At 61.8% G+C, this 23,103-nt stretch carries 18 protein-coding genes and 3 pseudogenes; 12 read left to right on the top strand and 9 right to left on the bottom strand.

What is annotated here, in order from left to right:
- Positions 1-67: 67 nt before the first annotated feature.
- Positions 68-973, top strand: a complete 906-nt coding sequence (locus NKJ06_RS22685; protein ID WP_352628721.1) for a S1C family serine protease — start codon at positions 68-70, stop codon at positions 971-973.
- Positions 974-1,078: 105 nt separating this feature from the next.
- On the opposite strand, the gene NKJ06_RS22680 is transcribed toward NKJ06_RS22685, so the two are convergent.
- Positions 1,079-1,540, bottom strand: coding sequence for a MarR family winged helix-turn-helix transcriptional regulator (locus tag NKJ06_RS22680; RefSeq protein ID WP_352628719.1), 462 nt, complete (start codon positions 1,538-1,540; stop codon positions 1,079-1,081).
- A 65-nt stretch (positions 1,541-1,605) separates the two neighbouring features.
- Here NKJ06_RS22680 and NKJ06_RS22675 point away from each other — a divergent pair, with 65 nt between their 5' ends.
- The 3 genes from NKJ06_RS22675 to NKJ06_RS22665 all read left to right on the top strand — a co-directional run bounded on the left by NKJ06_RS22675 (position 1,606) and on the right by NKJ06_RS22665 (position 4,353).
- On the top strand, positions 1,606-2,079 hold the full coding sequence (locus NKJ06_RS22675; RefSeq protein WP_352628717.1) for a cupin domain-containing protein: 474 nt from the start codon (positions 1,606-1,608) through the stop codon (positions 2,077-2,079).
- A gap of 241 nt (positions 2,080-2,320) precedes the next feature.
- Positions 2,321-2,920, top strand: coding sequence for a YdeI/OmpD-associated family protein (locus NKJ06_RS22670; protein ID WP_352810663.1), 600 nt, complete (start codon positions 2,321-2,323; stop codon positions 2,918-2,920).
- A 314-nt stretch (positions 2,921-3,234) separates the two neighbouring features.
- On the top strand, positions 3,235-4,353 hold the full coding sequence (locus tag NKJ06_RS22665; protein WP_352628713.1) for a transporter substrate-binding domain-containing protein: 1,119 nt from the start codon (positions 3,235-3,237) through the stop codon (positions 4,351-4,353).
- Positions 4,354-4,527: 174 nt separating this feature from the next.
- Here the strand turns inward: NKJ06_RS22665 and NKJ06_RS22660 are convergent.
- Positions 4,528-4,838 (bottom strand): annotated as a pseudogene (locus NKJ06_RS22660) (hypothetical protein).
- Between the two features lie 457 nt (positions 4,839-5,295).
- Here NKJ06_RS22660 and abc-f point away from each other — a divergent pair.
- From abc-f to NKJ06_RS22630, 6 genes and pseudogenes are all read left to right on the top strand, one after another.
- Positions 5,296-6,918 (top strand): ribosomal protection-like ABC-F family protein, encoded by a 1,623-nt coding sequence (gene abc-f / locus NKJ06_RS22655; RefSeq protein WP_352810661.1) that lies wholly within the window; start codon positions 5,296-5,298, stop codon positions 6,916-6,918.
- Between the two features lie 69 nt (positions 6,919-6,987).
- Complete coding sequence (locus tag NKJ06_RS22650; protein WP_352628709.1) at positions 6,988-7,344, top strand: hypothetical protein; 357 nt, start codon at positions 6,988-6,990, stop codon at positions 7,342-7,344.
- Between the two features lie 77 nt (positions 7,345-7,421).
- Positions 7,422-7,518: pseudogene (locus tag NKJ06_RS22645) on the top strand (ABC transporter permease); the annotation flags it as partial.
- 742 nt (positions 7,519-8,260) lie between these two features.
- Entirely contained in the window at positions 8,261-9,115 is an 855-nt protein-coding gene (locus NKJ06_RS22640; protein ID WP_352628707.1) for an AAA family ATPase, read from the top strand.
- Positions 8,997-11,597, top strand: coding sequence for a S8 family serine peptidase (locus NKJ06_RS22635; RefSeq protein ID WP_352810658.1), 2,601 nt, complete (start codon positions 8,997-8,999; stop codon positions 11,595-11,597). The genes NKJ06_RS22640 and NKJ06_RS22635 overlap by 119 nt, the downstream gene beginning before the upstream one ends.
- Before the next feature lies 1 nt (position 11,598).
- A complete protein-coding gene (locus NKJ06_RS22630) occupies positions 11,599-12,471 on the top strand; it encodes a hypothetical protein (RefSeq protein WP_352628703.1) in 873 nt (290 codons plus the stop codon).
- A gap of 1 nt (position 12,472) precedes the next feature.
- Here the strand turns inward: NKJ06_RS22630 and NKJ06_RS22625 are convergent, their stop codons facing one another.
- The 7 genes and pseudogenes from NKJ06_RS22625 to NKJ06_RS22595 form a co-directional block, all read right to left on the bottom strand.
- Positions 12,473-12,718 (bottom strand): MoaD/ThiS family protein, encoded by a 246-nt coding sequence (locus tag NKJ06_RS22625; protein WP_352628701.1) that lies wholly within the window; start codon positions 12,716-12,718, stop codon positions 12,473-12,475.
- Positions 12,718-14,979 (bottom strand): xanthine dehydrogenase family protein molybdopterin-binding subunit, encoded by a 2,262-nt coding sequence (locus NKJ06_RS22620; RefSeq protein ID WP_352628699.1) that lies wholly within the window; start codon positions 14,977-14,979, stop codon positions 12,718-12,720. Before NKJ06_RS22620 ends, NKJ06_RS22625 begins: the two co-directional genes overlap by 1 nt.
- A gap of 2 nt (positions 14,980-14,981) precedes the next feature.
- Positions 14,982-15,458: a (2Fe-2S)-binding protein gene (locus NKJ06_RS22615; protein WP_031260466.1), complete on the bottom strand. Its 477-nt coding sequence runs from the start codon at positions 15,456-15,458 to the stop codon at positions 14,982-14,984.
- The gene (locus tag NKJ06_RS22610) at positions 15,458-16,318 is read right to left on the bottom strand and encodes an FAD binding domain-containing protein (protein WP_352628697.1); all 861 of its coding nucleotides are present in this window, start codon (positions 16,316-16,318) and stop codon (positions 15,458-15,460) included. The genes NKJ06_RS22615 and NKJ06_RS22610 overlap by 1 nt, the downstream gene beginning before the upstream one ends.
- 227 nt (positions 16,319-16,545) lie before the next feature.
- Positions 16,546-17,196 (bottom strand): glutathione S-transferase family protein, encoded by a 651-nt coding sequence (locus tag NKJ06_RS22605; protein WP_352628695.1) that lies wholly within the window; start codon positions 17,194-17,196, stop codon positions 16,546-16,548.
- 123 nt (positions 17,197-17,319) lie between these two features.
- A pseudogene (locus NKJ06_RS35845) lies at positions 17,320-17,576 on the bottom strand (aromatic-ring hydroxylase C-terminal domain-containing protein); the annotation flags it as partial.
- Positions 17,577-17,586: 10 nt separating this feature from the next.
- Entirely contained in the window at positions 17,587-18,282 is a 696-nt protein-coding gene (locus NKJ06_RS22595; RefSeq protein WP_352628693.1) for a response regulator, read from the bottom strand.
- A gap of 821 nt (positions 18,283-19,103) precedes the next feature.
- On the opposite strand from NKJ06_RS22595, the gene NKJ06_RS22590 reads away from it, so the two are divergent.
- Entirely contained in the window at positions 19,104-21,533 is a 2,430-nt protein-coding gene (locus tag NKJ06_RS22590; RefSeq protein WP_352628691.1) for a CLIPPER-2 domain-containing protein, read from the top strand.
- A gap of 110 nt (positions 21,534-21,643) precedes the next feature.
- Positions 21,644-23,103, top strand: a 1,460-nt coding sequence (locus tag NKJ06_RS22585) for a type I secretion system permease/ATPase (RefSeq protein ID WP_352810655.1), incomplete at its 3' end; no start/stop codon positions are given.

Here is a 23,103-nt window from a genome sequence, read left to right as displayed (position 1 = left end):
CCATCTCCCATGCGGCATAGGTATAAGAGACATCGCCTCGCCAGAGCATTGCACGCAGGACAAAAGCATGACCATCAATCCCAATCCGCGCTCCGTCGTTGCCGTGCGGGCCACCGTTCCCGAAGATGCCTTTACGGCCGGGGCGCTCGGCACGCTCAGGGAAGGCAGCGGCGTCGTCATTCGCAATGACGGTTTGGTGCTGACCATCGGCTATCTCATCACCGAGGCGGACGAAGTCTGGCTGACCAGCCATGACGGCCGCGTCGTTCCCGCGCATGCGCTGGCCTATGACCAGGAATCGGGCTTCGGCCTGGTGCAGGCGCTGGCGCCGCTCGGCCTGCCGGCCGTGGCGCTGGGCGATGCCGGCAAGGCCAGGATCGGCGACGCGGTCGTGCTGGCCGACGGTATCGGCCAGTCGGTGCAGGCCAAGATCGTCACCAAGCAGGAATTCGCCGGCTATTGGGAGTATCTGCTCGACGAGGCGATCTTCATCGCGCCGGCGCACCCGTCCTGGGGTGGTGCCGGGCTGTTCGGAGCCGACGGCTCGCTGCTCGGCATCGGTTCGTTGCGCCTGCAGATGAGCCGTAACGGTGAGGTCGCCGACATCAATATGGTGGTGCCGATCGATCTGTTGCCGCCGATTCTCGACGATCTGCTGACGCGCGGCCAGGTGGCCAAGCCGCCGCGCCCGTGGCTCGGCGCCTTGTCGGCCGAAAGCGATGGCAGAGTGGTCGTGATGAGCGTCACCGAAGGCGGTCCGGCAGCCAAGGCCGGCCTGCGCGAGGGCGACATCATCTCCGACATCCGCGACGGCGCGGTCGACGGGCTGGCCGATTTCTACCGCAAATTGTGGGAGAGCGGCTCGGCCGGTGCCGAAATCCCGATGCGGGTACTGCGCGACGGCCGCGAAACCTGGCTGCGCGTCAAGTCGGCCGACCGCGGCAGTTTTCTGAAAAAGCCGCAGTTGCAGTAGGCGCATCAGCCACGCGATGCATCCAAGACTGCTCAAGACCTTCCTGGCGGTGGCACGAAGCCGCAACATCAAGTGTGCCGCCGAAGGCCGATTGCATTGTTTCGCTCAGCGCACCAGCGGACTTTCCCAGACGACAAACAGCAGCGCTTTCAACTGGGCAAAGCGCTCTGGCCCGAGTTCGGTGCGCCACTCCTCCTCGATGTCGCGCAGGATATCGACCATCTTCCAGAAGGCGGCGTGGCCACGTTCGGTGGACCGCACCACGCGTGCGCTGCCGTCGCCGGGAATGTCGGAGCGGATGAGATAGCCGTAACCTTCGAGACTGCTGAGCAGCTGGTTGACGGCCTGCTTGCTCATGCCGGCACGCTCGGCGATGGTGCCAGGCCGCGCGCCGTCCGGGCCGGGAAACTGCAAAACCGCCATGTGCGGCAGGCGTAATTCGTCGAAGCCGGCGGCGTTGAGCTCCTTGATCAGCCGCCGCTGGATCGCCTGCGCCGGCACGCGCAGCAGGGCGCCGATCAGCAGGTTCTCGGTCTTGGTCTGCAGAACTTCCGTCGAGGTGGCCATTGACGATCCGGTAAATTGAGTTTACTGATATTTAGTAAATGTAATTTACCGGAGGGGCTTGCGCAATGTCGGTCATGAATCTTCGGGTCAATCCGGCCAATGAAATCATCGGCACCACGGGTCTGTCGGTTCGCTTCCTGGTGACGGGCGACAATTCGAACGGCAGCATTGCTGCCTTCGAGCTGATGGTGCCCGGCGCGCAGCGGCTGCCGGCGCCGGCGCACAGCCATGATCACTACGAAGAGACGATCTACGGCATCGATGGCGTGCTGACCTGGACCGTCGACGGCAAGCCGATCGCGGTCGGACCGGGACAGGCGCTGTGCATTCCGCGTGGCGCTGTCCACCGCTTCGATAACAATGGCAGCATGGATGCGAAGGCGCTGTGCGTCATCTCGCCCGCGGCGATCGGCCCGGACTATTTCCGCGAGGCCTTCGCGGTGTTAAACGCCGCCGCTGGCGGCCCGCCGGACAAGGTCAAAATGATGGACATCATGCGCCGACACGGGTTGACGCCGGCAGCGCCGCCACCGGCGTAAAGCGCTAACTTCCATGTTTGCAGGAAGAATGCCGTCGGCGGAACTGCCAATCTCCCTCCTTGTGGGGGAGATGTCCGGCAGGACAGAGGGGTGCGAAGGAATGCCGTACGCGCCCGACAGCTTGCTGACGGAAACTGACAGCAATTCATGCCACGATGCTGGCCAATGACGATAGGCGCGATGCTGGAGGCGGGACGATGAAAGCGATGGCACGGACGGCATCGAACGGGCAGGACGGCTGATGGCCCCGGTCAAGGTCGATCCCGACAAGGTCCGGGAGTTTCCGGATCCGGAAAGCTTCTACGCCTGGCTCGGCAAGCATCATGCCACGGAAACAGAAGTGTGGATCAAGATCCACAAGGTGGGGTCGGGATTGAAGTCGATCACGCCCAAGGAAGCCATCGACGTGGTGTTGTGCTTCGGCTGGATCGACGCGGTGCGCAAGGGGCTGGATGAGAAGAGCTTCCTGCAGCGCTACACGCCGCGGGGCAGGAAGAGCATCTGGAGCAAGATCAACATCGACAATGTCACGCGGCTGGTCGCGGAGGGCCGCATGACCGAACATGGGCTCAAACAGGTCGAGGCGGCCAAGGCCGACGGACGCTGGGCGCGCGCCTATGGCAGCGGCAAGCAGATGAAAATCCCCGATGATCTGCAAGCGGCGATCGACGCTGAGCCGGCAGCGAAGGCATTGCTTGAAAAACTCAGCGCGCAGAACCGTTTCTCGCTCGCCTTCCGCACCCACAACATGAAGACCGAGGCTGGCCGCAAGAAGAAGATCGCGACTTTCGTCGACATGCTGAAGCGCGGCGAGACGATCTATCCGCAGAGTAGGAAGTGAGCCCCTCAGGCGCCCGGTCAGAGATCGCATCCGCATATGAATACGCACTCCAACAAAGTCGTCCTCGTCACCAGTGACGAGCGCGGATTTTCACGGCAGGCCGGCTTTCATCGATGTCAGGCGTTGCGTGAACCGCTTCAATATCTGAATCGTGAGATTGCTCTAACTGCTTGTTTTTGCGTGAGCCGTTGGCCCGCGTATCGCGCATCGGGCGAGAGAACGACATCGCCGGTGGACGAAGGACAGCACGGCGGCTACCTTTTCAAGAGCCGCGACGATCGAGCGGCAGGGCTGGTCGCTGGGAGTCGTTGCCGTTGAGAACAGTTGCTTCGTGGACGACGGCGCTGGTTCTCATTGTCGTCGTCGCGTGTGTCGGAGCCGGCGCCGCGCTTGCCCAGACTTCCCCCGACCTGGCCTCACCTCCCGACCCGTCATCGAAAGAGATATCGGTCGGGATAAAGAAGGCGCCGCCTTTCGCGTTCAAGCTGCAGGACGGCAGTTGGTCCGGATTGAGCATCGACCTCTGGCAGAAAATAGCCGCGCGGCTCAACCTTCGTTTCCGCTATATCGAGGTGCCTGCTGTACAGGACCAGATCGATGGCGTCGTCGGTGGTAAGTTCGATGCGGCGATGGCCGCGATCACGGTCACGGCCGACCGCGAAAAGGCCGTCGACTTCACGCAACCCTTTTTCTCGACCGGGCTCGGCATCGCGACACCGCTCAACAATCAACCGTCATGGCGGCCGGTGCTGCATGCGCTGACCTCGTTCGGCTTCCTGCAAGCGGTGCTGGCGCTGATCGTCATATCGGTCGTGGTCGGCGTCTTGATCTGGATGTTCGAACGCCGACACAATGACGATTTCGGCGGCGGCGTCGCCAAGGGCCTGTTTTCCAGCATGTGGTGGTCGACCATCGCCGCGACACAGGCCAGCACGGGCGACTTCGGTCCGCGAACCGTGCCGGGACGCGTGCTGGCCGCGCTCTGGATGATCGGATCGATCATTGCGATCGCAGTGTTCACCGCGGGCGTCACATCGGTGCTGACGGTAACGCAGATGGAAGGACTGGTGCAGGGCGAGAGCGACCTTGCCGCGGTCAGGGTCGGCGCGGTGCAGAGTTCGTCGACGGCGTCCTATCTGGATTCGACCCAGATACGCCATCAGGATTTTGCCTCTGTCAAGGAAGGCCTCGATGCGCTTCGCGCCGGCAAGATCGATGCGCTGGTCCACGACAAGCCGCTGCTTGGCTGGCTGGTGGGGCAGAACTACGCAACGAGCCTGCAGGTTCTCGACGCGACCTTCGACCAGCAGCAATATGCCATTGCGCTGCCGCTCGGCAGCCCGTTGCGCAAGTCTCTGGATGTCGCCTTGCTGCAGACTATCGAAAGCGACTGGTGGAAGCAGGCCGTTTTCCAGTATCTGGGCGAGAAGTAGCCAGGCGGGAACCGGGGCGAGGCGCACAAAAAAAGACCGCCCTCGCTTTCTGCGAGTGGCGGCCTTGGGAGGAAGTCCGAGCAATTCCAGGAAAAGTGTGAAGCGGTTTTCCGTCCGGAATTGCGTCAAAACAAAAGCTCGATCGAACCGCCTTGGCGTGCTTGACGGCAGATATTACTGGTTCAGGTCGACCGGCGTCACTCCAAGCAGCTTCAGGGCGTTGGCCAATGTCCTGATACCCTGTGCCTGTTTGCGCTCGGCACAAAACCGGTTCGCCTTGTCCTGGAGCGCGGTTGCCTCGGCGATCTCCCTGGCATTGGCACCAGGATCGGCTTCGTTTGAATGGCCCCGTCGAGTTGAAGACCGAGCCGGCTGCAATATTCGCTCCGGGTAACCGCGGCTTCCGCACCCGACTGTGCGACCGCAAGCACGGCGAGCGAAATGCCTGTCAGGGCACCCATCCATCCGGTCGAACGTTGTTGCATGTTTCGGGACCATCCCTTTGCGTTGTGCCGCGGCCAGCTTCGGCCGCCGCGGGGATGGTTATGACAGGCGATGTTTTCGCGAGTTTTTCCGCAGTGTTGAATCTTGTTTCTGGAGTGTGTCTGGGGGAGCGTCTTCACCCTCCCCCTTGTGGGGGGGGGGGCGGCGCGCCCCCGGGCGGGGGGGGGGGGGGTTTTGGCGGCCCGGCCCCCCCCCCCCCCCCCCCCCCCCGGGGGGGCGCGCGCGCCCCCCCCCCGCGGGGGCGGGGGGGGCCCCCTCTTTTGCAGCGCCGCGCCCCCACCCCGTCCCACCGACCTTGCTTCGCAACGCCGGTGCGCCGACCCTCCCCACAAGGGGGAGGGTGAAGCGCTGCGGCGCTTGCGCCTCTTCCTTTGCGGCCATCCTTCGCGTAAGGCGCCGGGCAAATCCTTTTGTCGCAGGCATTCTTCCGGAAACCGCATGATCAGACTTGAAAGCATCAGCAAGCAGAACGGCCGTCAGCTTGTCTTCGTCGAGGCGTCGGCGGCCCTGCAGAAGGGCGAGAAGGTCGGCCTCGTCGGCCCCAATGGTGCCGGCAAGACGACGCTGTTTCGCATGATCACCGGGCAGGAGCAGCCCGACGAGGGCCAGGTGCAGGTCGATCGCGGCGTCACCATCGGCTATTTCAGCCAGGATGTCGGCGACATGGAAGGCCACAGCGCTGTCGCCGAAGTGATGAATGGCGCCGGGCCGGTGAGCGAAGTCGCAGCTGAAATGGCAGCGCTCGAGGCAGCCATGGCCGATCCCGACCAGGCCGACCAGATGGACGAGATCATCGAGAAATATGGCGAGGCGCAGCACCGCTTCGAGGAACTCGACGGCTATGCGCTGGATGGCCGCGCCCGCGAAGTGCTCGATGGTCTCGGCTTCTCCCAGGAGATGATGGATGGCGATGTCGGCAAGCTGTCGGGCGGTTGGAAGATGCGCGTGGCGCTGGCCCGCATTCTTCTGATGCGGCCCGATGCGATGCTGCTCGACGAGCCGAGCAACCATCTCGACCTGGAAAGCCTGATCTGGCTCGAATCCTTCCTGAAGAACTACGACGGCGGCCTCTTGATGACCTCGCACGATCGCGAGTTCATGAACCGCATCGTCAACAAGGTGGTGGAGATCGATGGCGGTTCGCTGACCGCCTATTCCGGCAATTACGAATTCTACCAGCAGCAGCGGGCGATCGCCGACAAGCAGCAGCAGGCGCAGTTCGAGCGCCAGCAGGCGATGCTGGCCAAGGAGATCGCCTTCATCGAGCGCTTCAAGGCGCGCGCCTCGCATGCCGCGCAGGTGCAGAGCCGGGTGAAGAAGCTGGACAAGATCGACCGCGTCGAGCCGCCCAAGCGCCGCCAGACCGTGTCGTTCGATTTCCTGCCGGCGCCGCGCTGCGGCGAGGACGTGGTCACGTTGAAGAACGTCCACAAGGGCTATGGCAGCCGCTCCATCTATGAGGGGCTCGACTTCCAGGTCCGCCGCCGCGAGCGCTGGTGCATCATGGGCGTCAACGGCGCCGGCAAGTCGACGCTGCTGAAACTGGTCGCCGGTGCTTCCGAGCCCGACAACGGTACGGTCGCGCGGGGGCCTAGTGTGAAAATGGGCTATTTCGCCCAACATGCCATGGAAGTGCTGGAAGGCGAGCGCACCGTGTTCCAGACGCTGGAGGACGCGTTCCCGCAAGCCGGCCAGGCGCCGCTCAGAGCGCTCGCCGGCTGCTTCGGCTTTTCCGGCGACGAGATCGAAAAGAAATGCCGCGTGCTGTCAGGTGGCGAGAAGGCGCGGCTGGTGATGGCACTGATGCTGTTCGATCCGCCCAACCTTTTGGTGCTGGACGAGCCGACCAACCATCTCGACATCGCCACCAAGGAGATGCTGATCACCGCGCTGTCGCAGTATGAAGGCACCATGCTGTTCGTCTCGCACGATCGGCATTTTCTGGCGGCACTGTCGAACCGCGTGCTGGAGCTGACGCCCGAAGGCATCCACACCTATGGCGGCGGCTATACGGAATATGTCGAGAGGACGGGGCAGGAGGCGCCTGGGCTGCGAAGCTAGGGAGACGGCGGTTATTTGTGGGAAGAAGGGTTCTGTGTGCTCTTCACAATGCCTAGGAAAGGCTTCGGGATGAGAATTGCAATGTCCGTCGCATTGGCCGCGACCATGGCGGGATGCGCGACCTCTCCGGTCGACTATGGGACGTCGCTTTCGCAGCAAGACCAGAAATGGGCATCGCCGGAATGCCAACAAGCCCGCATGGCTGCTTCGAACTACGAGGCTCGCGAGAAAGAGCATCCGGGATGGGGTTTCGGCGTCTTGCTTGGCCCGTACTCAATGGGACTCGTTGCAGCCATCAAGGAGCATGAGCAGAAGCAACGAAAGCTGTTTGCCCGCGAGGTGCACCTGCAATGCTCGAGCCTCCCGCTGCCGAAGGAGTTGCAGGGCGATCTAAACCCTGGGGTGCCTCCAACGAAGTATCCATAGCCCTGCGGCGCCTAAGGCGCCGGGGCTGCGAAGCGGCTTGAGTGATGGAGAGCCGCCGTTGGGCCTAAGCAGTCATGGCCCTGGTCGTCTTCACGCTCGCCCGCACCTGCTTCGGCCGCCTGCTCTACGCCGTCGGCGACAATGAACGCGCAACGCGCCTCTCCGGCGTGGCGGAGCAGGATGCGGTGCTGGTCGGCCAGGCGGAGCTGTTGCGGTCGATCTTGGGCGGCAGGCGCGAGATCGAGGAGGGAATTGCCACGATCACGGCAACGTTGCGGGAGAGTGGGGGGCCACATATGCACTACGGCCGGCAAACTAAGTGGCAACATGCCGAATCTCGGCGTGCGCCGCCAGAACTTCAGCAAATCGCCGTACCCCAAAGCGGCCATAGTTTGCAGCTAATGTCGAACAGAGCTTCCAACGTTCGACATCCTGAGTCGTTTGACTCCGAATTATGTTTGATCTGACGTAGGCACGGGGCCTGCAGAGGAAGATATCTCCTGACACCACGTGGTCACGAAGTGCGTCGGACAGCTCATAACGGGCACGGATCATAGTGTATAGTGCCACGGTTTCAGGATCGCTCAGCTTGCGTGCCGTCCAGCAGTCGTTAATGATATTGAGGCAAAGTGGTTCTTGGCGGATGGAACCGTAGTCCCGCGCCGAGGCAGCGGCGAAAGAAGGTTAGATGGCCAAACACACGACCGTTCACAAACTCCGACCGGAAAGTGGGAATGGCAAAGCGACCCACGATACCCTGACGGCGCTTATCGAAGAGGCTCATCGCCAAAGCAAGCGCGACACCGGACGAACTTTGGTGCGCGAGCAGTCGCCACCGCGTTTCTACGGCGGAGGTTCCAGCATGCTACCGGAAAGTCTTCAGCCGCTGTTACGTGAGATTTCGCCAGCGCGACGGTTGGAGCAGCTCGTCCTCAGGAATGAGATCCTACGAGAAATTCAGGAACTGATAAATGAGGTCCGTCAGACCGCGCTGTTGCGTTCGCATTCGCTTGAGCCACGCCATACGATAATGTTGGTGGGCCCCCCGGGTACTGGGAAAACTAGCCTCGCCGAGGCAGTCGCAACAGAACTCGCGCTTCCGTTTTTCACTGTTCGCTACGACGGCTTGGTTGGTAGCTACTTGGGAGAGACGGCCTCAAGACTTCAGTTGGTCGTCGAGTACGCAGCCCGGACGCCCTGTGTACTCTTCTTTGACGAGTTCGACAGCGTTGGGAAGGAACGAGCTGATGCCCACGAAACCGGGGAGATTAAGCGGGTTGTCAGCTCTTTGCTTCTGAATATGGACGCACTGCCGAGCAGTTGCATCGTGATCTGTGCGACCAATCATCCCGAGCTTCTCGACAGGGCCGTCTGGCGCAGATTCGAGATACGCCTAGCGCTTCCAAAGCCGGGCGCGGCCGAACTCCGGGAGTGGTATTTGAAGACGGAAAACGCGCTTGGTGAACTAGGTATAGCCGCCGAGAGTTTCGTAAAAATATTTCAAGGTGAGACATTCTCGGAAATAGAGACTGTAACACTCGACGCTCGCAGAAAAGTTGTGCTATCTCATGGGAAGTTGAGGCCGGGCGATGCGTTCGCCCAAGCCCTCGACAGATGGAATAGACGTCGAGACGTTGGGGGGGCTCAGTCGGGTGGCGCAGAGGCCAATAGTAAGAATAAGCAGAGAGCCAGCAAGACTAAATCGCATCAAGGGTCAGCGGGCGAGATTTCCGAAGGCGATCTCTTGGGGAGAGCAAGCAAAGCGTCATGATGCCAAATTCGATGAGATAGAAGATGGCGTTGCACGGATCCTGAACGGAGCGGATCTTTCAACTTCTCCCGATGAAGTAACACCTGACCGCGCCCTCGTTTTCGAAATTATCGGTCCTCTGTCGAACGTGGCGAAGTTTGTAGCGGCGGCACGCCGGGCCGGGTTTGAATGGCTCGGCGAAGACTTCGATGACGATTCCAACGACGAAGAAGAAGAGGAAGAAGCAGACGAGCCTTCCCCTGATAGCGGACAGAGCATGCTCTATGTCACCATGCCTACCATCCGTGGTCTTCAGAAGGTTCTCTCCCTCTGGAAGCAGTATTCCACCAACCAAGCAAAACCTGGCGCCGATGACGGCGAGTGGTGGCCTCTTTTTGGATACTTGAGCGACGTCAGGACATGGTCGGCGAAAGATCGGGTCGATCCTACGCTCTCTCGATATGTCGACCGTATGATGCGAAAATTTCCCGACCGGCCGATCCGGTTGGAACTGGATCTATGGTTTCGAAGCGACCCCAGCTTGAGAGCTGCGGCGCGCGAATACGTTGTCGGACTTATGTCATTGGTTGGAGGAACCGTCCTCGACTTCGTCACGATCCCGGAAATTTTGTATCAGGCGGCTTTGGTAGAACTACCAAACGAGCAGGCGCTTCGCCTCGGCTCATTCCAGGGTCCGCTATCCACCGCCGACCGTATTATGCGCGTCCGACCGCAGTCGCTATATAGCAGTGAGGCGGAGGATGCCGCATTCTCAGTCTTGGATCATCATGAGCCTCAGTCTGCGCCTGACACAAGACACCCAGTGGTAGCGTTACTCGACGGTTATCCAGTCGAAAACCATTCACTTTTGAGGAATAGGCTTCGGGTGAGCGAAGTGGACGTTCATGCTGTTGACGTCCCTGTGTCTAGACGCAGACACGGCACTGCGATGGCGTCTCTGATTGTCCATGGCGATTTGGGTGATGACACCGTTCCCATCGACAGGATACTTCAAGTGGTGCCGATCCTAGGCGCCCCACAAAACCTCGCCGAAGAATGCACACCACAGGATCGGCTTCCGCTCGGCCTCGTTTACCGTGCAGTCATGACGTTGGTCGAAGGCTCTAATGGCGTAGAGCCGGTTGCGGAAAACGTCGTCGTTATCAACCATTCAATTTGTGATCGTGAAGCGCCGTTCGGTCAGCGCGCGACCTATTGGGCGAAGTTGCTCGACCATCTTAGCCATCGCTTCCGGCTGCTTTTCATCGTGAGCGCTGGAAACAACTCGGAGCCTTTCGCGGTCGATGCTTACGCCGACTGCAATGCATTGGAGACAGCTGATCCAGTGCAGCGGCAGATCGCTCTTCTCGATGCTCTCAACCGAAGCCGAGGAAGCAGGATAATGCTCAGTCCCGCAGAGACCCTGAACGGGCTTACTGTGGGTGCGGTTCACGGGGATAGTTCCGCCGGAACGCCCGCTGGCCTCGTAGATCCTTTTGACACGATATCGGGCGTAACAAACCTGGCGTCCAGCGTCGGTCTGGGACTTAATAGAGCGGTGAAACCCGACTTTGTCGAACTCGGCGGGCGGCAGCTGATACGTTCGGAAGACGACTCAAGCTTCGTATCGGCTTGGGCAATTGAACACCCGGACGTCGGCCAACTCACTGCTGCGCCTGGGGTGGGTGTCTCCCAAAACCTGGTCAGGCGCAGTACGGGGACCAGCAACGCCGCAGCTCTCACCACACGAACAGCCACGCGGCTAGTGGACGTATTAGAGAACCTCTTCGCCGAGAGTAACGAACGATGGCTAGAAGCCAAAACGCGCGCGGTCGTTTTGAAGGCGCTGCTCGCTCACGGCTGCACATGGGGCGGCGCGGGCGATATATTATACCAACTATACGCTGGCGGTGCGCTGCGAAAGAAAGAAGCTATTAGCAGCGTACTAGGATTTGGTCGTCCCGATCATTCGAGAATCTTCACCGCTCTGGGGAGCCGCGTTACTCTGCTCGCCGACGACATAATTTCCCCCGATTCGCTTCACGAGTACCGAATTCCCATTCCCCGCGCGATGGTTAACAACCGCGAGGTTCGACGTGTCGTGGTCACACTTGCTTGGAGCAGTCCGATTGATCCGATAACGCGACGTTATCGGGGTGTTCGTCTCGAGGTTGTGGATGGTGATGGCAAACGGGATTTCTGGAAAGGAGTCAAACGTACACTGTCACCGGATGGCCGTGCCGCCCGACGCGGTACGCTCCAACATCTTGTCTTCGAAGGCAAAAACCTGGTTCGACCAGGCAGTTTGGGAGACATCTTCCTAGGAGTTCAGGCAATGGCGGAAATGACGCCCTTTGCCGCAGCTGAAGTGCCCTATGGCCTTGCGGTGACACTTGAGATGGGTCAACCCGTTAGGACAGATCTCTTTACAGATGTGGAGGCGCGCGTGAGAGCTAAGCGCGTCGACATTGCCCAACGAGTGCCAACCCGGGTAAGGACCTAAGGTGCCAGACGACAGAAACAGCATCGGCTACAAAAGCCGTGCGACGATCAAGGCGTACCTCCAAGACATTGGAGACGATGAAGCCGTGGAAGAGCTGTTCCCCAGCGGAGGAGTCGGACAAGGTCTGTCCGATATATGGGGAAATCAGGTCTGGGCACATACCGGAATGGTGTGCGGCTTCCTGCCCCCTGAAACAGGCGATCAGCTGGCGCAAATTCAGAGTGCGTTCTCGCTAGAACCTGACCAAACCCTAAGAAACTCAAGGGTTAAGCTTACGCTGGAGAAGTTCTGGGTTCACAGGTACCCGGGCAGCGGCGCTCACCAGATACTTTGTGAGTTCACCGGGAAAAATCAGCTCCAGAATGAGCCGGAAGAACTGCGCTTTGCGCTGACCACGGAAGCCAAGAATGGAGCAAGCGCAGCTATCAGTGGTTCTCCCATCTTCCTTGGTGTGTCGGTCGGTCAAAACGGGATCGCGTTTGAAGGAAAGACGATCAACGTTATTAGCAAGGGGGACGAAACCATTCTTAACGCGATCGGGAGCGGTCCTTTTAAAGAAGGCCTAGGCCTCTTAACTAAGGCCCAACCGGCTCTCAAGCCATTCGTTAGCCTAACCTCTAGCGTGGTACAATCTATATTAAATCGCAGCAAGAACAAACAGGTGTTCCACTTTAAGCTGGGGCTTGACTTCGCGAAGAGCCAAACTTCAGCGCCGCTCCGACATGGATCATTCATTGTCGTCCAAGCAGACTCTTCGCAGTGGGATTGGAATGCTTTGGCTTGGAACACGAACTCTGGGCAAGTCGTCGAAAAGGTCACAAAAGGACCGATTTCGTTCAACTATATCGTTTTCAGGGTGTCTGCCTATACTTAGCTCACCCCCCAGCCAGCCTCGGCAGCAGGAAAATCTCCGCCCCCTCTGGCAATTCCTTCGACCAGGTATCGCGGTAGATCGTCCCGTCGATGGCGACGGCGATGCCTTTGTCGATCAAGGGCTCGAGGCCGGGATACTGTTCAGCCAGCTTCCTGAACAGCTCCCTTATGTCCTTGGCCTCGATCTCGACCTTGCTCTTGCCTCCGGCGACAGCACCCAGCGATCCCCAGAGCGTCACTTCGACCATCAGCCCGCCCGTTCCTCCAGCGCCGCCAGGATGCGCGGCGGCGACATCGGGATATGCGTCATCCGCACGCCGACCGCATTCGACACCGCATTGGCGATCGCAGCCAGCGGCGGCACGATCGAGGTCTCGCCGACGCCGCGCACCCCGTATGGGTGGTTGGGGTTGGGGATTTCGAGGATCTGCGTGTCGATCATCGGCAGATCCGAGCAGACCGGGATGCGATAGTCGAGGAAGCCGGGGTTCTGGAGCCGCCCGTCCTTGCCGTAGATATACTCCTCGTTGAGCGCCCAGCCGATGCCTTGCGCGGCACCGCCCTGGTACTGTCCCTCGACATAGGTCGGGTGCACCGCCTTGCCGGCATCTTGCACGACCGTGTAGCGCAGCACCCTTGTGGCGCCGGTCTCGGGATCGACCTCGATATCACAGATATGGGTGGCGAAAGAGACGCCCGCGCCGTCGGCGACGAGTTCGCTGTGGCCGGCGATCGGTCCGCCGGTCTTGCCCGACTCCACCGCGATCTCCTTCAGCGACAGCTTGCCGAGATTGCCATGCTTCTCGCCCTTGGCAATCGCGTGGCCCTTTTCCCAGACCACGTCGTCGACGGAAATATCCCACATCTGCGCGGCGCGTTCCCGCAGGATCTTGATCGCGTTGCGGGCGGCCGAGATCGTCGCCATGGAGGACGAGAAGGTGCCGCGGCTGCCGTCCGTCATGTCGTTGTAGCCGAGGCTGGAGGTATCGGCGACGATCGCCTTGACCTGGCTATAGTCGATGCCGAGTTCTTCCGCCGCCACCAGCGACAGCGACGCGCGGGAACCACCCACATCGACCGTTCCGACGGCAAGCGAGACGGAGCCGTCCATGCCGATGTTGAGGTCGGTGCAGGTCTGGCCGCCGAAGTTGAACCAGAAGCCGCAAGCCATGCCGCGGCCCTGGTTCTTGCCCAGCGGCGCCTTCATGTGCGGATGGCTCTTCACCGCCTCGAGCGTCGGGCCAATGCCGATCGGGCCGTAGACCGGGCCGTAGGATGATCTGGTGCCTTCCTGGGCGGCGTTCCTGATCCGGAACGCGACTGGGTCCATGCCGACCTCCTTGGCCAGCTCGTCGATCGCGCTTTCCACCGCAAACGCCGCCATGGGCGCCGACGGCGCGCGATATGCAGCGGTCTTCGGCCGATTGACCAGCACTTCGTAGCCGACTGTCTTGACGTTCTCGAGCTTGTAGCAGGCAAACGCGGTCATGGCGCCGATCTCGGCCCACATGCCGGCATAGGGGCCGCAGGAATAGCGCAGCGTCGCCTCGGCGGCGGTGATCGTGCCGTCCTTGCGGGCGCCGATCCTGACATCGATCGATGTGGCGCTTGTCGGCCCGGAGGCGCGGAACACCTCATCGCGCGTCATCACCAGCTTGACCGGACGTCCGGCCTTGCGCGACAGCGCCAGTGCGACCGGCTCGGCCCAGACATGGGTCTTGCCGCCGAAACCGCCGCCGATCTCCGAGGAGGTGACGCGCAGCTTGGAAGCTTCCATGCCGAGCAACTGCGCACAGTGCTGGCGATAGACGAAATGGCCCTGCGTGCAGACCCAAAGGTCGGCGGTGCCATCCGAGCTGACATTGGCCACGCAGGCATGCGGCTCGATATAGCCCTGGTGCGTCTGCCCGGTTTTGAACGAGCGCTCGACGACGAAATCAGCCTCCCCGAAACCCGCCCCGACATCGCCATGACCGAACTGGCTGCGCTTGGAGATATTGGACGGCTTGACGGGCTTTTCCTCCAGGCCCTCGGTGAAGATCGTGTCGTTGATCAGCGGTGCCGTGTGCTTCGCCGCCTCGTCGACATCGGTGACATGCGGCAGAATCTCGTAGTCGACCTCGATCAGCTTCAGCGCCTGCCTGGCCGTGCGGGCATCCACGGCCGCGACCGCGGCCACAGCATGGCCGTCATAGAGCGCCTTCTTGCGCGCCATGCAGTTGTCGAGGATGTCGTACATGGCGGAATCGCCATTTGTGAGGTCGGGCAGGTCGGCCGCGGTGATCACCGCCTTCACGCCGGGAAGCTTCTCTGCCTTCGACGTGTCGATCTTGCGGATCGTCGCATGAGCGTGCGGGCTTCTGAGGACGCGCCCGACCAACTGGCCGGCCATGTTGAAGTCGGCACCGTAGCGGGCGCGGCCCGTCACCTTGTCGACGCCGTCGGGGCGGATCGGACGTGTGCCGACCGATGCGAAGTTGCGGGCCGAATAACGCGGATCGAAATTCATGGTCAGGCTCCCTTCATCACGCTGGCGGCGTCCTGGACGGCGCGCACGATCTTGTCGTAGCCGGTGCAGCGGCAGAGGTTGCCGGCGAGGCCGAAGCGGATTTCCTCCTCGGTCGGGTCGGGGTTCTTGGCCAGAAGGTCCTTCGCCGCAATCAGGAAGCCGGGCGTGCAGATGCCGCATTGGAGTGCTGCGTGCTCGAGGAACTTCTGCTGCAGCGGATGCAATTTGTCGCCATGCGCCATGCCCTCGATGGTCTCGACGCGCCGGCCTTCAGCCTCCGCGCCGAGCACCAGGCATGAGCACACCAGCCTGTTGTCGAGGATGATGCTGCAGGCGCCGCAGTCGCCGGTGCCGCAGCCTTCCTTGGCGCCCGTCAGCCCCAGGCGATCGCGCAGGACGTCGAGCAGCGTCTCGTCCGGCTGGCAAAGGTACTCGACGCTGTCGCCGTTGATCGTCGTTGAAACCGCAACTCCAGCCATCATTTGCCTCCTGCACGTGCGTAGGCGGTCGTGGCGGCCCGCTTGGCCAGCACGCCCGCAACCTTTCTTCTGAATTCGATGGTGCCGCGCTTGTCGTCGATGGGACGGCAGGCCCCCGAGCAGACCTTGGCGAGCCGTTCCAGCGTCGCTTCGTCCAGCTTGGAGCCGATGAGAACCTCCGCGGCCTCTTCGACCAGAAGCACCGTCGCCGCCACGGCGCCCAGCGCGACGCGGGCCGATTTCACGACACCGTGCTCATCGAGCGTCAGGTTCACGCCGGCGCTGACCACCGCGATATCCATCTCGGTGCGTGGAATGAAACGCAGATAGGCATCACCCGAACGCGGCGCGCGCTTGTCGAGCAGGATCGCCTCGATGATCTCGCCTTTGGCCAGGGACGTCTTGCCCGGCGCGGTCGGCACGCTCTGCACGGGAATCGTGCGCCTGCCCGCCGGCCCGACGACCGATGCCCTGGCGCCGGCCGCCACGAGAGCCGGCACACTGTCGGCAGCCGGCGAGGCGTTGCAGAGGTTGCCGGTAATTGTGCAGCGTCCCTGTACCTGTTTCGAGCCGATCAGCTTGGCCGCTTCGACGACGCCAGGCCATGCCTTCTTCAGGGCAGCGCTCTCTCCCAGGACGGCGCAGGGGACCGCGGCACCGATGCTGAAGCCTTCAGGCGTTTCCCGGATCTCGCTCAGGCCGTCGATCGCCTTGATGTCGACGATCAGGTCGGGTTCGACAAAACCGCCCTTCATCCTGACCAGGAGGTCGCTGCCTCCCGCGAGGATGGCGGCCGTGCCAGCCGCACCGGCCAATTGGCCAACGGCATCTTCGATTGAAAGCGGACGTATGTAGCGCATCGTCTCCCCTTGGTTATCGCAATCTCAGCGACCGTTATAAACAGTCTCCTCATAATGGCTATCCGGTTCCTCATCTGCGGCGATTGGGCCAGAGGGCGCAAATAGACCGAACTGGCGTGCGTCCTGGGTGGCCGGAACCGGCTTCGAGGTGATTTTCGGGAAACTTCGGCTATGGATCAAGTACGCTCATTCGCCTATGTCCGTCCTTGGACCCGGAACGGCCTGTATCAGCCGGTCGATGCGGCAGTGTTAACCGCCAATTGCGCGTCAAAGGCACGTTTGTAGGCGGGCCGCGCCTCGCCGCGGGCGACATAGGCGGAGAGGTTCGGATAGTCGTCCAGCATACCCGACGCTTTCAACCTGAGCAGCACCGACACCATCATCAGGTCGCCGGCGCTGAACGCGCCATCGAGCCAGTCGGCATCGCCGAGGCGACGGGAAAGTTGGCCCAGCCGGTTACGGACGCGATCCTGGACGAGAGGCATGCGTTGCGCGGACCAGGGCTTGTCGCTCTCAAAGAGCCAGGCGGTTCCGAATTCAAGGATCGGCGGCTCCATCGTGCTGAGCGCGGCGAACATCCATGTAATCGCGCGCGCCCGGGCATTCGCATCGTCCGGCAACAGGCCCGCATGGCGCTCCGCAATATGGAGCACGATGGCCCCCGTCTCGAACAAGCCGAGATCGCCTTCCTCATAAGTCGGAATCTGCCCGAAAGGATGAAGCGCCAGATGTGCGGGCTCCTTCATCGCGCTGAACGAAACGAGACGAACCTCGTAGGGTTGGCCCACTTCTTCCAGCGCCCAGCGAACGCGCGTATCACGCGCCAGTCCCTTGCCTCCATCGGGCGACCGTTCGAAGGCTGTGATGGTGGCGGTCATTGGAAGGCTCCGGGTGAAGGGTTGGATATCCAGTTTCTGCTTTGCATCCAAAGGACGAACGACCGTCGTGGCTCCCGACACCCTACCTCGTTTTCTTTGGCCACGGGATTTCGCGCTCCGAACCTATTCTGGTTTGCCGAACCATCGCGAAGCGGCCTGAGCAGCTTCCTCGGGGCTTGGGTCAGCGTCAGCAGCCCAGGCGACGAAGCCATCCGGGCGTATGAGCACAGCACTCAAGCCCAGCCGCTCCTTGGCATCGCCCGCGACAGGCGATCCGTCCTCTCCAGCGGCGCGTAAGCGCCTGAAGGGCTGTGGCCGACCAGTGGATGGCCGCCGCCAAGATCGTGGCGAAGAGAAACGCCCCACACGCGCTCGGCGAAGTCTGCGCGGCTACGCGTCCCTGGCCGGATTTTCGAGATCGGATTGATCGCGAAAGCCGCTGGCGGCACTCAGCCCTATCTGGCCGGCGGCCAGCTGCAAAAGCTGCACGCGCGAGGCGACCTCCAATTTACGATAGATGTTGTTCATATGGATTTTCAGCGTGCCTTTCGAGATGCCGATGTCGAACGCGATGCGTTCGTACGGCGTGTCCGCGGCAACCAGTCGGGCGATCTCCATTTCTCGCCTGGTCAGCCGCGACGACAGTTTCTGCCATTGGATCCGGCGGGACGCCTCGTTCTGCACGGCCTTGCCGACAATCTCGGCCGGCAGCCAGCGGCCACCCGCAGCGACCTGGTGGAGACATCTGAGCATTGCCTCGACGGCGGTCTCCTTGAACACGATTCCGGCAACGCCAATCGCGACCGCGTCGTAGAGCTGGGCTTGCGAGGCGCCGACCGTCAAAAGCACGCAAAGCGTCGCAAGGCCCTGCCTGCCGATTTCGGCGGCGATGTCGAGACCGCTCAGCCCCGGCATGCTGATGTCGAGCACGGCAACATCCGGCACGTCGCGCCGGATCATCGCCATGGCGACGGTGCCGTCCTGCGCCGAACCGACCACCCGGAAACCGGGATCGCGGGCAATTAGGTCGGTCAGGCCGTGCAGCAGCAGCGGATGGTCGTCTGCGACGAAAACCGAGGTGACCATCTTCAACTCGCCAGCTGCCGGCCTTTGGCGCCACGGCCCCATGGCGGAAAATTGCCATCGATGGGTGGCGGCCTGCGCCCGTGCTCGGTCATGGCGTCTTCTCCCTTTGCGTGTCTCCACGACGCGCCAGTGACTGCTTCTTGCCGGAAGCGGGCATCGAAACCCGGTCCGCATCCCCCGAAGCGTGAGGCCATGCTGACAGAAGCAGCGTGGCCGCGCAAAACATTAGCAGTTGCTTAGTTAATCCCGAAGCAGCCCCTCTAGCAAGACGCGCGACGTCGGATTGAAAGAAGGCGTCGCTGCGGAGCGCTGATGCTGGTCTTCATCTTGAAAAAACTGCCGCCCTCGTCAGGAAAAATTTACAATTCGGCTGGTGAAACTCAATTTCTGAAAATAATTTAGCCGGCATCGCGATATTATTCTTGCAGGGAAGAAGCATTTTTTTCGAAATTAACGCTGCCTTGCTGTCTATAACCCGGGATATATGGACGGGTGCATTGCAACCTGCGAAATATGGTTTGGGAAATATTAACGTCTGGGCGATCGTTGGGGATCGTGTAGGGGTTGGGGGCTAGGTGTGGGCGTAGCAGTCAGTCCGACGACGGGCCAGTTCCGTCATCCGGGAAGAGCTGTGTCCGGCGAATGGGAGGCAGTCTCTCCGCCGGTTCTTTTCCTGTTCAAAGCTTTTGTCACGAAACGATTGCTCGCCGGCCTGGCCGCGTTCTGCGGACAGCCGAACGCCCTGCGCCGGCGTCGCAATCAGGTTGAGGTAGACGGTGGCGGCTTGACTGCCGACCGTACAACAAAGTGGAGGAAGTAACATGGTGATCGATATCGGCGATGATGCCCTTCTCGAGGCAACGACCGTAGGATCGGGGACCGGCAACTACGATTCCTTCCTGCGGCTGCAGGCAACAAATGTCGAAGAGGGCTTCAATACCGACGAGAACGGCAATGTGCTCGACAACAAAGCCTCTTTCACGCACAGCCTGCAATATGGCGACCTGGTTCCGATCATCGTCGATGGCGTCGAATACATCGAATTCCGGCTGGACCTCAACGAAAGCAACAACGCGACGAGCGGCGAGATCACGCTGACCGACCTGAAGGTCTATCTTTCCGGCTCCGGGGCCACCCTTGCCGACTACACCGCGGGGTTTGCCGGTTTCGACACGGTCTACTCACTCGACACCTCGCATCTGCTGATCGATGCCAACCACGGATCGGGAACGGACGATTACCGTGTGCTGATCCCCGTCAGTTCCTTCACGGACGCCGGCGTCACCGCCGATTCCTATGTGACGTTGTTTTCGGGCTTCTCGGGATCAAACGGCGGTTTCGAGGAGTGGCGCACCACGACGACGTCCGGCACTGGCACCGATACCCCGGGAATCGGCATCGACAAGATCACGATCGACGACGCGGCATCGGGCGACGGCCTGACGGTGCTCGCCGGCGATGCGATCAGCTGGCAATACACTGTGAGCAACACTGGCAACGTCGCTTTGTCGAACATCGTCGTAACCGACGACCAGGGCGTGGTTGTGGCGCCGGTGCTTGGCGACGCCACTCACAACGTCGGCGATACCAACCTTGACGGCAAACTCGACACCAACGAGACATGGACTTTCATAGGCAGCGGCACGGCCATCACAGGCGACTACGCCAACATCGGCTCCGTGTCCGGCACGGCAGGGGCGGTCACGGTCTCCGACACCGACGGCTCCAGCTATTTCGGCGCCGATGCGAAGATTAGCATCGACAAGGTGACGGTCGACGGCGCGACATCCGGCGACGGCCTGACCATTTTGGCTGGCGAGGCGATCTCCTGGAAATACACTGTGACCAATGGCGGCAACGTCGCGCTTTCGGGTATCGACGTGACCGACGACCAGGGCGTGGTCGTCACGGCGGATCTGAGCGGCGGCTTCAATGTCGGCGACACCAACCAGGACAACAAGCTCGACACCGACGAGGCGTGGAGCTTCACAGGCACCGGCGTGGCGGGCATCGGCGCTTACAGCAATATCGGCACGGCCTCCGGCTCGTTCACCGATGATGCCGGCCACACTGCCACCCCCGATGACACCGACGGCTCCAGCTACTTCGGTGCCAATCCGCATATCACGCTCGACAAGAAGACCAACGGCGTCGATCACGGCCTCAACATCTTCCAGGGGCAGGCAGTGACCTGGACCTATGATGTCAAGAACGACGGAAACGTCGCGCTCGCCAACGTCGTCGTCAAGGACGACAATGGTACGGTCGGAACCGGCGACGATTTCAATGCTGCGGCGATAACCAGCGGCGGCTTCAATACCGGCGACATCAACCACAATGGCCTGCTCGATACGGACGAGACCTGGCATTTCAAGGCGACCAGCATCGCGCAGCTCGGCAGCTACGTCAACATTGCGACGGCCACCACCGATGCCTTTACCGACACGGCCGGACATTCTCTCACGCCGCTCGCCACCGACAGCAGCGACTATGAGGGCTTCTCGAACAAAGCGCTCACGCAAGGGTTCTGGGGCAGCCACACGGACGCCTGGGACAATATTGCCAACAATGAAGGCAATCCGACCAAGAGCGCGGTCGCCAGCGGCGTCCTGTCGAGCCTTGACGTCAACCCGAGCGTCGACAATCCGGCTACTGCCATCGACGAGAGCAAATATCTGCTGCTTGGGGATACAGACCACAACGGCATAGCCGACGATGCCCATGACCTGTGGATTTCAATCGCCTTGGCGAAATCCATAGAATCGAGCCCGACCGGCGGCGATGCGCGCGTGATCATGCTGCAGCAGGCGATCGCCACCCAGCTCAACATCAACAACGGCGTCGCTCAACCCGACAACCTGATCGACGAGGCGGTGATGTGGCTGAAGGGACAGGGCGCCTGGGCGGGGCTCGGCGTCAATGTCGACGCAAACAATGACGGCTTCGTCGATCAGAACGGCAACGCGCTGGCGGGGACCGCGGTCAAGACAAACACGATTGCCTGGACCAAATATGTCGATGTCACCGACGCGAGCACCGGCATCACCGACTGGAACGGCGGCAAGGAGGCCGATGGCGAGGGCCTGAAGAACGCGCTGATGTGGTTCAACCAGGATCAACTGGTGACATCCGGGTCGGGTGGCCATGTAGCCTGGTTCGACGGAACCAACATCATCGACGAGCATCCCAATACCCTCGATCAATTCTGGCTTACGCTGCATGAAGTGGGGGGCCTGACGGGCATCGCCTGAGGCAGGCGCCCGGCCTTTCGGCCGCGTGCCTTGCCGCAGCGCCGCCCGCGTGAATTGGCATGGGAAGGGGCTCCACTCTCTTCAACTCGGCGCAGGCCAGGATCAGGTCCTTGGGTCTGATCGTGATCGCCTGCGCCCTTTTTCTTGGACTCGGTGGCATGCTGGCGTCGCCGGGCCTCGGGTTGCTCTGCCTGGCGCTGGCGGGGTTCGGCGCTCTTGTGCTGTTTCGTACACGCAGTCCCGATACGGCCAAAACCGGCGTGGATGCCGGCGTCGCGGCAACCGCGCGAGGCGCTGCCAGGCCCGGTGCCAAGCCCGGTGCCCGGCAGCAGGTCTCGGAACTCGCGGTGGCGATCAAATCCTGCCGCTCGGCATTCATCGCCATAGCGCTGTTCAGCGGCGTTCTCAACGTGCTGATGCTGTCCAGCTCGATCTATATGCTCGAGATCTACGATCGCGTGCTGCCGAGCCGCAGCGTGCCGACACTCATCGGCCTCAGCCTGCTCGTCGCCATCCTTTATGCCGGCCAGGGCGTGCTCGATTTCATCCGCGGGCGTATCCTGGTGCGCATCGGCGGCGCCCTCGACGAGGCGCTCGGTGCCCGTGTCTATTCCAGCGTCCTCAAGCTGCCGCTTAAGGTCGGGCGCAACGGCGACAGCATGCAGCCGGTGCGCGACCTCGACAGCGTGCGCACCTTCCTGTCGGGCACCGGCCCGACCGCGCTGTTCGATCTGCCATGGCTGCCGCTCTATCTGGCCATCATCTTCATGTTTCATGTGCTTCTGGGCCTGACCGCCCTGGTCGGGGCGATCGTGCTTGTACTCCTGACCGTTTTTGCCGAGCGGCTGACGCGCAAGCCGGTCACCTCAGGCACTCAGACCGGCATTATCCGCAACGGCCTGACCACGACCGGCAATCGCAACGCGGAAGTCATCGCGGCTCTTGGCATGGGCGGCAGGATGGCCAGGCGATGGGAGGAGGCCAACCGCGACTATCTCGCCGAGCAGCGCAGCGTCAGCGATATCGCCGGCGGCTTCGGCGCCGTGTCCAAGGTGCTGCGCATGCTGCTGCAATCGGCCATGCTCGGCGTCGGCGCCTGGCTGGTGATCGAGCAGCAGGCGACGGCCGGCATTATCATCACCGCATCGATCCTGAGCGGTCGCGCGCTGGCGCCCGTCGATCTGGTCATCGCCAACTGGAAGGGTTTCCTGACGGCGCGACAAGGCTGGCAGCGACTGACCAGGATACTTGCCGCCGTGCCGGCCGACGCCGAGCCGATGGCGATGCCGAAGCCGCACCGCCACGTCTTCATGCAGGGCGTCAGCGTCGCGGCGCCCGGCACGCAGCGCCTGCTGGTGCAGGACGCCAGTTTTGCGATGGAAGCGGGACACGCCGTCGGCATCATCGGCCAGAGCGGCTCGGGCAAGTCGACCCTGGTCAGGGCGCTTGTCGGCGCCTGGCCGCCCGCCGCCGGCAGGGTCCGGCTCGACGGCGCCGACCTCGACCAGTGGTCGCCGGAGGATCGCGGCCGCTTCGTCGGCTATCTGCCACAGGACGTCGAGCTGTTTGC

The sequence above is a fragment of the Mesorhizobium sp. M0293 genome (genome assembly GCF_040321735.1).
Lineage (GTDB): Bacteria > Pseudomonadota > Alphaproteobacteria > Rhizobiales > Rhizobiaceae > Mesorhizobium.
Note: the sequence above shows the minus strand (reverse complement) of the source record. Positions and strands in the feature narration are given on the sequence as shown.